Source organism: Acidocella aromatica, assembly GCF_014201825.1.
GTDB classification, from domain to species: Bacteria; Pseudomonadota; Alphaproteobacteria; order Acetobacterales; family Acetobacteraceae; genus Acidocella; species Acidocella aromatica.
Window position 1 is genome coordinate 77,230 of sequence record NZ_JACHFJ010000013.1, and the last position, 11,292, is coordinate 88,521.

8 protein-coding genes are annotated in these 11,292 nt (G+C 66.8%); all 8 read left to right on the forward strand.

The features are described from left to right. From ptsP to eda, 8 genes are read left to right on the forward strand one after another with little or no spacing between them, the layout of a single operon-like run. Complete coding sequence (ptsP, locus tag HNP71_RS12460) at positions 1-2,514, forward strand: phosphoenolpyruvate--protein phosphotransferase (protein WP_183267264.1); 2,514 nt, start codon at positions 1-3, stop codon at positions 2,512-2,514. Next, entirely contained in the window at positions 2,515-3,453 is a 939-nt protein-coding gene (gene pfkB, locus HNP71_RS12465) for a 1-phosphofructokinase (RefSeq protein ID WP_183267266.1), read from the forward strand. A 15-nt stretch (positions 3,454-3,468) separates the two neighbouring features. Next, on the forward strand, positions 3,469-5,145 hold the full coding sequence (locus HNP71_RS12470; RefSeq protein ID WP_183267267.1) for a PTS fructose transporter subunit IIC: 1,677 nt from the start codon (positions 3,469-3,471) through the stop codon (positions 5,143-5,145). Positions 5,146-5,164: 19 nt separating this feature from the next. Continuing rightward, positions 5,165-6,532: a carbohydrate porin gene (locus tag HNP71_RS12475; RefSeq protein WP_183267269.1), complete on the forward strand. Its 1,368-nt coding sequence runs from the start codon at positions 5,165-5,167 to the stop codon at positions 6,530-6,532. Positions 6,533-6,543: 11 nt separating this feature from the next. Beyond that, a complete protein-coding gene (gene zwf / locus HNP71_RS12480; protein ID WP_183267271.1) occupies positions 6,544-8,022 on the forward strand; it encodes a glucose-6-phosphate dehydrogenase in 1,479 nt (492 codons plus the stop codon). Next, a complete protein-coding gene (gene pgl, locus HNP71_RS12485) occupies positions 8,022-8,687 on the forward strand; it encodes a 6-phosphogluconolactonase (protein ID WP_183267272.1) in 666 nt (221 codons plus the stop codon). The genes zwf and pgl overlap by 1 nt, the downstream gene beginning before the upstream one ends. Before the next feature lie 3 nt (positions 8,688-8,690). Beyond that, complete coding sequence (edd, locus tag HNP71_RS12490; protein WP_183267273.1) at positions 8,691-10,505, forward strand: phosphogluconate dehydratase; 1,815 nt, start codon at positions 8,691-8,693, stop codon at positions 10,503-10,505. After that, positions 10,505-11,140 carry a bifunctional 4-hydroxy-2-oxoglutarate aldolase/2-dehydro-3-deoxy-phosphogluconate aldolase gene (gene eda, locus HNP71_RS12495; protein WP_183267274.1) on the forward strand — a complete coding sequence of 212 codons (636 nt, stop codon included), beginning with the start codon at positions 10,505-10,507 and terminating at the stop codon, positions 11,138-11,140. The genes edd and eda overlap by 1 nt, the downstream gene beginning before the upstream one ends. Positions 11,141-11,292 lie beyond the last annotated feature (152 nt).

Below are 11,292 nucleotides of genomic sequence, written 5' to 3' on the forward strand. Positions count from 1 at the left end.
ATGTCACTAGCCATTGAAGACGCCCTGCTGGGGCGTGAACTGGTCCGCCTGAACGCCGCCCCCGTGAGTAAGGACGCCGCCATCAGCGAGGCGTGCCAGCTGCTGATCGCCGCAGGCTGCGTGGCGCCGGATTTCGCCGCCAGCATGCTGCGGCGCGAGGCGGTGGCGAACACCTATCTCGGCCATGGCGTGGCGATTCCGCATGGCATGGGCGAGGATAAAGGCATGGTCCGGCGCGATGGCATCGCCGTGCTGCAGGTGCCGGGGGGGATCGAGTGGAACCCCGGGCAGAGCGCGCGGCTGATCGTGGCCATCGCGGCGCAGGGCGACCAGCATATCACCATTTTGCGCCGTCTCACCCGGCTGATCCAGGACGAGGCGCGGCTTGAGACGCTGTGCGCCACGCGCGATGCCAATACGATCATCGACGCCCTGACCCAGGACAACCCCGCCCCCGTCCACGTTACCGCCGCTCCGGCCGATCTGGCCGAGAGCTTTGACTGGGTGGTGGATTATCCCGCTGGGCTGCACGCCCGCCCGGCCTCGGCCTGGGTGGAAGCCGTGCGCGCCACCGGGCTGCGCGTGCAGGTGCGCCATGGCAACGAAACCGCCGATGCCCGCAACCTCGTGGCGCTGCTGCAACTCGGGCTGCGCTTGGGCGATCGCATCACCGTCTCCGCCGAGGGCGAGGACGCGCTGGCCGGGCTGGCCCGGTTGCAGGCGCGCATCACCGGGCTGACGGCGCAGGAGAAAGCCGACGCCGCCAAGGCCGCCGCCCGCGCCGCCGCCCAGCCTCAACGCGGCTGGGTGCCGCCGGGCGAACTGGCTTTTATCCAGGGTATTCCGGCGAGCCCAGGCATCGCCATCGGGCGGTTGCACACGCTCGCCACCCATGAGCCGCAGATCGCGGATGTGCCGGCCTCGCTCATCGACGGCGGCAACACGCTGAACGAGGCGCTGACCGCCACCCGCCAGCAGATGGTGGCGCTGATCGACGATACCTCCCGTCGCCTCGGCCCGCAGGATGCCGCGATCTTCAAGGCGCAGGCGGAGCTGCTGAACGATTCAGACCTCATCACCCTCACCTGCCAGCTGATGGTGGAAGGGCATGGCGTGGCATGGTCCTGGGCCGAGGCGGTGAACCGCCTCGCCGCCCGGCTGAGCGCGCTGGGTAACCCGGTGCTGGCGGCGCGCGCGGCGGATCTGCACGATGTCGGCCGCCGGGTGCTGGGCAAGCTGGACCCGTCCGCCGCCACCGGCTCACTGCGCGATCTGCCGGACGAGCCCTGCATCATCGTGGCCGAGGATCTATCGCCCTCCGACACCGCCTCGCTGGACATGAACCGCGTGATCGGCCTCGCCATGAGCCAGGGTGGCCCAACTTCGCACACCGCCATCCTGGCGCGCACGCTGGGGCTGCCGGCCATCGTGGCTGGCGGCGCGGGGCTGGAGGCTGCGGGCAGTGGGGCCATGGCGATTGTCGATGGCTTGAACGGGCGGATTTATGTTTCGCCATCCGAGGCGGATATCGCCTCCGCCCGCGCCTGGGCGGCGGAGTTGCAGGCGCAGCGCGAGGCCGAGATGGCCAAGCGCGCCGAGCCCGCCACCACCAAGGACGGCGTGCGGCTGGAAGTGGCCGCCAACGCCAACCGCCCCGACCAAGTGAAGCTGGCGCTGGAGGAAGGGGCCGAGGGCGTGGGGCTGATGCGCACGGAATTCCTGTTCCTGGAAGCCAGCGCCAGCCCGACCGAGGACGAGCAGGCCGAGACCTATCGCGCCATGGCCGAGGCGCTGGGCGGACGGCCGCTGATCATCCGCGCACTGGACATCGGCGGGGACAAGCAGGTGGCGCATCTGCATCTGCCGCGCGAGGAAAACCCGTTCCTGGGCGTGCGCGGCGCACGGCTGCTGCTGCGCCGCCCGGATCTGCTGCTGCCGCAGCTGCGGGCCATCTATCGCGCCGCTGCTCAGGGCGGCGATATTTCCATCATGTTCCCGATGGTGACTTCGGTGGGCGAGATCCTGCGCCTGCGCGAGATCTGCGAGGAGGTGCGCGCCAGCCTGGGCGCACCGGAACTGCCGATCGGCATCATGATCGAGGTTCCCGCCGCCGCCGTTCAGGCCGATGTACTGGCCGAGCATTGCGACTTCTTCTCTATCGGCACCAACGACCTCACCCAGTACACCCTGGCCATGGACCGGCAGAACCCGGAGCTGGCCGCCGAGGCGGATAGCATGCACCCGGCGGTGCTGCGCCTGATCGCCCAGACCGTGGCAGGGGCGAAGAAGCATGGCCGCTGGGTGGGCGTGTGCGGCGGGCTGGCGGGCGATCCGTTCGGGGCGCTGCTGCTGGCCGGGCTGGGGGTGAAGGAACTTTCGATGACCCCGCGCGACATCCCCGCCGTGAAGGCGAAGCTGCGCGAGGCCGATTTCGCCGCCATCGAGGCCCTGGCCCAGCGCGCTCTGACCGCCGCCACCGCCGCCGATGTGCGCGCCCTGGAAGGAAACGCCTGAATGACCGCGCTGACCGTCACCCTCAACCCGGCCATCGACCAGACCGTGCTGCTCGGCCATCTGCGCCCCGGCCATGTGCATCGTGCGCAGGGGGTGAGCTTCAACGCCGGCGGCAAGGGCGTGAACGTGGCGAGCTGCCTGGCCGATTGGGGCGACAAGGTTTCCGCCACCGGCTTCCTGGGCGAAAACAACACGCTGCGCTTCGAGACGCTGTTCATGACGAAGCTGATCGAGGATGCGTTCATCCGCATCCCTGGCGAGACGCGCACCAACATCAAGCTCAGCCATGATGGCGACACCACCGACATCAACCTCCCAGGCCTGACACCAAACGCTGAGGAATTACAGGCGCTGGTGTCGCGCATCAACGCCCTGGCCACCACCGGCACGCTGGCGCTTCTGGCAGGTAGCCTGCCGGGCGGGGTGGATGAGGGTTTCTACGCCGCGCTGACCGAAGCCCTGGCCAAGCGCGGGGCGCGGGTATTGCTGGATACCAGCGGCGCGCCGCTGAAGGCCGCGCTGGCGGGGGCGGTACTGCCCTTCTGCCTCAAGCCCAACCGGGCCGAGCTGGAACAGTTCGCGGGCCACAACCTGACGAGCGATGCAGCGGTGATCGAGGCGGCTCGCGGGTTGATTGCGCGAGGGGTGCAGCTTGTCGTGGTCTCGCTGGGCGAGGATGGCGCGCTGTTCATCACCCAAAGCCAAGTGCTGCGCGCCTCGCTGCCCGTCGTGCATGCCGCCAGCACGGTTGGCGCGGGGGATGCCATGGTCGCCGGAATCATGGCGGCCTTGCGGGAAGAAGCGGGGCTGGAGCGTATCGCCCGGCTCTCCACCGCCTTTGCCGCCGGAAAACTCACGCTCGCGGGGCCAAATCTGCCGCCGCGTGGCGACATCGAGGCGCTGAGCGCCAATGTTAAAATTCAAAACATCCAAGAATAAAAACGGGAGTTTTAGATGAGCGAGATCATCGCCTCGGTCGCGGCCGAGGGGACAACAGTCACCGGGGTGCTGGCCGCGCAGGCATTGCGCAAGGCCGCCACCGCCCAGGGCAAGAGCATAGAAGTGGAAGTGCGCACCGCCGAGGGCGTGCTGAACAAGCTGAACGCCAGCCAGACGCGCGATGCGAGCCTCGCGGTGCTGGTGGGTGAAGGTGCCATCCTGCCCGAACATACAGCGGTGAGCCGGACGATCCGCGCCACGGTGGACCAGGTGCTGGCCGATGCCGCCGCAGTGCTGCAAGAGGCCCCCGCGGCTGGCCGCAAGAAGATCGTGGCAGTGACCTCCTGCCCCACCGGCATCGCCCATACCTTCATGGCCGCCGAGGGGTTGCAGCAGGCGGCGAAGGCGCTGGGGCATGAAATCCGCGTGGAGACGCAAGGCTCCGTCGGCGCGCAGACGCCGCTGACGGCGGAGGAGATTGCCGCCGCTGATCTCGTGATCATCGCCGCCGATAAGAATGTGGAACTCTCGCGCTTCGCCGGGAAGCCGCTTTTTGAGAGCGGCACCAAGGCCGCGATCAATGACGGACAAAACCTGATCCGACGCGCCTTCAAACAGGCGACCGCGCAGGGTGGCACCGCCACTGTGAACCCTGCCGCCGCGCCCAAGAGCGGACCGTATAAGCACCTGATGTCGGGCGTGTCGTTCATGCTGCCCTTCGTCACGGCGGGCGGCTTGCTTATCGCGCTGGCCTTCGCCTTTGGCGGCATCTACGCCACCGAGCCTGCCGCCGCGCATACATTCGCGGGCGCGCTGTTCCAGATCGGCGCGAAGGCCGCCTTTACCCTGTTCGTGCCGATCCTGGGCGGGTTCATCGCCTATTCCATCGCCGACCGGCCGGGCCTGGCGCCGGGCATGATCGGCGGGTTGCTCGCCTCGCAGATCGGGGCGGGCTTCATCGGCGCCATCGCCGCCGGGTTTCTCGCAGGCTATGTCACGCTGTTCCTCACCCGCGTGATCAAGCTGCCGCGCGCCATGCAGGGGTTGATGCCTGTTCTGGTGCTGCCGCTGCTCAGTTCGCTGATCACGGGCTTGGCGATGGTCTATGTCATCGGCACGCCGATTGCCGATATCCTTGCTTTCCTAACCAACTTTCTGAAATCCATGCAGGGCTCCTCGGCCATTCTGCTGGGGCTGCTGCTGGGCGGGATGATGGCGTTCGACATGGGCGGGCCGGTGAACAAGGCGGCCTACTCTTTTGGCGCGGCGCTGCTCTCGGCCCAGGTGTACACGCCGATGGCCGCGGTGATGGCGGGCGGCATGACCCCGCCAATGGCTATCTTCCTGGCCACGCGCCTGTTCCCCAGCCGCTTTACGGAAGAGGAGCGCGAGGCTGCCATCTCCGCCGGGGCGCTGGGCCTGTCCTTCATCACCGAGGGCGCCATTCCCTTCGCCGCCAAGGATCCGTTCCGCGTGATTCCCGCCAATGTCGCCGGTTCGGCGCTGGCCGGGGCGATCTCGATGTTCGGAGGCGTGGAGCTGAAAGTTCCGCATGGCGGCGTCTTCGTCCTGCCAATCCCCGATGCCGTAACGCATCTTGGCATCTACGTCATCGCCATCGCCGCTGGCACGCTCCTCACGGCGCTCATCCTTGGCGTTGTCAAACCCAAACTCAACCCGAAAGCGGCGTAACCACCGCAAAAGACGATCAATGAAAACCAATAAGGTTAGCAGGAAAATACTCAAGAATTTGCTTTGCGGCGCCAGCCTTCTGGCGCTCGCCACCGCCGCGCATGCCCAAACGGCAACGCAGACTGGAACACTTGGCCAGAAGCTTTACGATGATGGTGTGTCGATCTCGCTGAATTATACGGGAGAAGCTGCGGGCAATCCTTACGGCGGTATCCGCCAGGGTTCGCAATATGCCGGGCAGCTTTACCTCGGCGGCGATTTCGATATGGGCAAGATCGCCGGGCTGGACGGCATGACCATCCATATCGCCGTGACGCAGCGGCATGGGCGCAATCTGGAGGAGGACGATATCGGCAACAACACCTCGGTGCAGGAGATCTGGGGCACACAGAACCTTCATTTGGCGAATTTCAGCATCGAGCAGAAGCTGTTCGGCGGCAGGCTAGATGTCAACTTTGGTCGCGTGGCATCGAACATCAGTTTCTTCACCTCGCCGCTTTACTGCCAGTTCCAGTCCAACTCGGCCTGCGGCAACCCGACCTTCATCTTCAAGGACGCCAACTTCACCTACTTCCCAGCCTCCGCCTGGGGTGGCGATGCGAAGTTCCTGTTCACGCCCAACACCTATGTGCATGGCGGCGTGTATGAGGTGAGCCCCATCGACAAGACCTTTGTCGATCATGGGTTCAATTTCGGCGGCAAGGGCGATACCGGCGTGGTGATGCCGGTGGAGTTCGGCTACACCCCGGCGGGCGGACTGTACGCCATCGGCGCGTGGTACGATACCGGCGCTTATTCCGACCCGTTGAACGACGCCACCGGCCAACCAGCCCTGCCCGCCAATCAGCCCTATGCCCAGCACCACGACCGCTCCGGCTTCTTCCTGCGCTTCAACCAGCAGGTGACGCCGCAGGGGCTTTCGGTCTTCGGCGTGTTCATGACCAAGATCACGGGCGCCGTGGCCGAGGACCGCTATTACGAGCTGGGCGCCGTGCAGCAGGGTATTCCCTGGGGCCGCCCGCGCGATACGCTGGGTTTTGTGGTCAACGATCAAGAATTCTCGCGCGCCTTCATCCAGAACATCGCCGATGCGCGTGAGTCTGTCGGCGGTACGGGCTGGGGTATTCCGCACCGCGAGATCATGATGGAGCTGAACTACGATGCGCGCATCGGCAAGGCGTTCACCATTACGCCGAACCTGCAATATATCCTCAACCCGGACCAGTCCGCCGAACCGTTCCGAAAAACCAACATCCCCGATGCCTTCGTGCTCGGTGTGAAATTCACTGTCGACCTCGCCGAATTGGGGGGGGCTTTGCGGCACCTCAATAACAGGAACACCGGGGCGGGGTATTCCGGATACAAGCCCCCGCCATCATTTGATTGAATGGAAGAGCCATGACCAGCCGTGTAATTCCCGTCTCTCCCTTTGCCCTGGTGGTGTTCGGCGCCACCGGGGATCTGGCCAAGCGCAAACTGCTGCCCGCCATGTTCCAGCGCGACCTCGCCGGGCAATTGCCCGAGGAGGCCACGGTGATTGGCGCGGCGCGGGCGCATTTGCGGGAGGATGAATTCCTGGCTCTGGCGCGCGAGGCGATCGAGGAGCATGTGCCAGCATCGGAACGGGATGCTCAGGCAATGGAACGCTTCCTGGCACGCTTGCGCTACGTGGCGGTGAACGCCACCGGGGAGGAAGGCTGGCAGGAGCTGGCTCAGGCGCTCGCACCGACCAAAGAGCGCATCTGGGTGTTCTACCTCGCCACCGCGCCGTCGTTGTTCGGACCGATCTGCGAGCATCTGGGCCGGTTTGGCTTGGCGGGGGGCAATGCCCGCGTGGTGGTGGAAAAGCCGGTGGGGCGGGATCTTGCCTCGGCCAAGGCGGTGAACGAGGTGATCGGCCGGGTGTTCCCCGAGGAGCGGATCTACCGCATCGACCATTATCTTGGGAAAGAGACGGTGCAGAACCTGATGGCGCTGCGCTTCGCCAACGGGCTATTCGAGCCGCTTTGGAATGCCGCGCATATCGACCATGTGCAGATCACCGCCGCCGAGAGCCTCGGCGTGGAAGGCCGCGCCGGATATTACGACACCGCCGGCGCGCTACGCGACATGGTGCAGAACCATCTGCTCCAGCTGCTCTGCCTGGTGGCGATGGAACCGCCGGCGCAGCTGGACGCCGACGCCGTGCGCGATGAAAAGCTGAAGGTGCTGCGGGCGCTGAAGCCGATTGCCGATGCGCTGTCCTCCCAGAACGTGGTGCGCGGGCAGTACCGGGCGGGGGCCTCCGCCGGTGGAGCTGTGCCGGGCTACCTCGAAGAGCTGGGCGCGGCGGAGAGCATGACCGAGACCTTCGTGGCGCTGAAGGCGGAGGTGGAGACCTGGCGCTGGGCGGGCGTGCCGTTCTACCTGCGCACCGGCAAGCGGCTGGCCGAGCGTGTGTCGGAGATCGTGATCGCCTTCCGCCCGGTGCCGCATTCGGTGTTCGAGCCCTCGGCCGGGCCGATCAAGCCCAACCAACTCGTCATCCGCCTACAACCGGATGAGGGCGTGCAGTTGCGGTTGATGATCAAGGACCCCGGCCCGGGCGGCATGCGCTTGCGCCAGGTGCCGCTGGATATGAGCTTCTCCACCGCATTTGGCGTGCGCAACCCGGACGCCTATGAACGGCTGGTGCTGGACGTGGTGCGCGGCAACCAGACGCTGTTCATGCGCCGCGACGAGGTGGAGGCCGCATGGCGTTGGATCGACCCGATCCTGGAGGCCTGGAGCCATGCCGAGGAGCCGCCGAAGCCCTATACGGCGGGCACATGGGGGCCGTCGGCGGCGATCGCGCTGATCGAGCGTGATGGCCGCACCTGGGCGGATGGCGGCTCGTGATGCGGGCGTTTTCCTCCCCCGAGGCTCTGGCCGAAGCGCTAGCCGAAAGCGTGGCGACGGCGCTGCGTGGGCGCATTGCGCACGAGGGCTTTGCCGCGCTGGCGGTCTCCGGCGGCACCACGCCGGTGCGGTTCTTCCAGGCCCTGTCCACCCAGAAGCTAGACTGGGCGAAGGTGACGGTGACGCTGGTGGATGAGCGCTGGGTGGATGAGAGTTCTCCGCGCTCCAATGCCGCGCTGGTGCGGATGCATCTGCTGCAAGGCCACGCGGCGGCGGCTCGGTTCCTGCCGCTCTACAGCGGCGCGGCCACGCCCGAGGCGGGCTGTGCGCTAGTACAGGCGGCCCTGAGCGCGCTGCCTTTGCCGTTTGCCGCCATCGTGCTGGGCATGGGCGCGGACGGGCATACGGCCTCGTTCTTTCCCCGCGGCGATCATCTGGACGCCGCACTTAACCCCACAGGCGCCGCGCTGGCCCTGCCGATGCACGCGCCGGGGGCAGGCGAGCCGCGCATTACCCTGACGCTGCCGGTGCTGCTGGCGGCGGATTATCTGGCTTTGCACATCGAGGGCGAAGCCAAACGCGCGGTTCTGGCGCAAGCCAGCGCCCTGCCGGTGGGGGCTGTGCTGGCCCATCGTCCCGGCACCGAAATTTTCTGGAGTCCCTGAGCCATGGTTCATCCCAAGATCGAGCACGTTACCGCCCGCATCGCCGAGCGCAGCCGCAAGACCCGCGAGGCTTATATCGCGCGCATCCGTGCCGCCGCCACGCACACGCCGCGCCGCAAGGGGCTGGGTTGCGCCAACCAGGCACATGGCTTCGCCGCCTGCGCGCCGGGCGACAAAGTGGCGCTGACGGGCGGCAAGGCCGCGAGCCTCGCCATCGTCACCGCGTATAACGACATGCTCTCGGCGCATCAGCCTTATGAGCATTACCCGGACATCATCCGCGACGCCGCGCACAAGGCGGGCGGCGTGGCCATGGTGGCGGGCGGCGTGCCCGCAATGTGCGACGGCATCACCCAGGGCGAGGCGGGGATGGAACTCTCGCTGTTCTCGCGCGATGTCATCGCGCTCTCCACGGCCATCGCGCTCTCGCACCAGACGTTCGACGCGGCTGTTTACCTGGGCATTTGCGACAAGATCGTGCCGGGCCTCGTCATCGGCGCGCTCAGCTTCGGGCATCTGCCTGCGGTGTTCATCCCTGGCGGGCCGATGACCTCGGGGCTTTCCAACAGCGAGAAGGCGAAGATCCGCCAGCTTTATGCCGAGGGCAAGGCCACGCGCGAGGAGCTGCTGGAGGCCGAGGCCAAGGCGTATCACGGCCCCGGCACCTGCACCTTCTACGGCACGGCCAACACCAATCAGATGCTCATGGAGATCATGGGGCTGCATCTGCCGGGCTCGTCCTTCGTGAATCCCGGCACACCGTTGCGCGAGGCCCTGACCCGCGCCGCCGCCGAGCGCGCCCTGGCGCTGACCGCCCTGGGCGGCAACTACACCCCGGTGGGCGAGATGCTGGATGAACGCAGCTTCGTGAACGCCGTGGTGGGGCTGCACGCCACGGGCGGTTCGACCAACCATACGCTGCATCTCGTGGCCATGGCGGCGGCGGCGGGCATCGTTCTTACCTGGGACGATCTCTCCGACCTCTCCGACGCCGTGCCGTTGCTCACGCGCGTTTATCCCAATGGTTCGGCGGACGTGAACCACTTCGCGGCTGCGGGGGGCACTGGGTTCCTGATCCGCGAGTTGCTGGATGCCGGGCTGCTGCACCCGGATGTGCGGACCGTGATGGGTCAGGGGCTTGCCGCTTATGCCTGCGAGCCCTGGCTGAACGAGGGCAAGCTGGATTGGCGCCCTGCCCCAACCGTCAGCGGGGATGAAGCCGTGCTGCGCGGGAACAAAAACCCGTTCCAGCCAACGGGCGGGCTGAAGCTCCTCACCGGCAATCTCGGCCGGGCGGTGATCAAGACCTCTGCGGTGGCGCCGGAGCGCCATGTCATCGAAGCCCCGGCACGCGTGTTCCATGCACAGGAAGACGTGCAGGCGGCCTTCAAGGCTGGCGAGCTGAACCGCGACGTGGTGGTGGTAGTGTGCTTCCAGGGTCCCAAGGCCAACGGCATGCCGGAGCTGCACAAGCTGATGCCGCCGCTGGGCGTGCTGCAGGACAAGGGCTTCAAGGTGGCGCTGGTCACCGATGGCCGTCTCTCTGGCGCCTCCGGTAAGGTACCAGCGGCGATCCATGTGACGCCGGAAGCCGCCGAAGGCGGGGCAATCGCCAAGGTGCGGGATGGCGACATCGTGCGCGTGGACGGCGTGACCGGCGAGCTGACCGTGCTGACGGATCTTTCAGCCCGCAAGGCTGTGGTGGCGGATCTCTCCGCAAATCATTACGGTGTCGGCAGGGAGTTGTTCGGCGCCTTCCGCCATGCTGTCGGCACCGCCGATGCCGGTGCTTCGATTTTCTCCAATGGAGGTCAATAATGTTGCAAGACGGTCTGGAACAGATCCTGCGTGCCGCCCCGGTGGTGCCGGTGGTGATTATCGACGATGCGGCGCTTGCCGTGCCGCTGGCGCGGGCACTGGTGGCTGGCGGCCTGCCCGCCATTGAGATCACGCTGCGCACCGCCGCCGGGCTGGAAGCGATCCGCGCCATATCCGCCGAGGTTGAAGGGGCGATCCCCGGCGTGGGTACGGTGATGGAGGCCGCGCATTACACCGCCGCCGCCAAGGCCGGGGCGCGCTTCGCGGTTTCGCCCGGCGCCACGCCAAGGCTGCTGGACGCCGCCGAGGATTGCGGCATCGCGCCGCTGCCGGGCATTGGCACGGTGTCCGAGGCGATGACGCTGATCGAACGCGGCTACAGCTTCGCCAAGTTCTTCCCCGCCGAGGCGGCCGGCGGCGCGGCGTTCCTCTCCTCCATCGCCTCGCCCCTGCCGCAGTTGCGCTTCTGCCCCACGGGCGGAATCATACCCGAGATCGCGCCGCGCTATCTTAGGCTGCCCAATGTCATCTGCGTCGGCGGCTCCTGGATGGTGGGCCGCGCCGCCATCAATGCGGGCGACTGGGCGGGCATCACCACCGCCGCCGCCGCCGCCGCCCAGCTCGCCAACCAATAAAAAACGAAAACGGAATGTCCAAGTTCAGTGAAATATGGCGGCAACTCGCCGCTAGCCCCGCGCCGCGGATTACCGCGCTTTTCGACGCTGACCCCGCGCGTTTTGCCAAGTTTTCCGCCCGTTTTGGCGAGATGCTGCTGGATTTCTCCAAA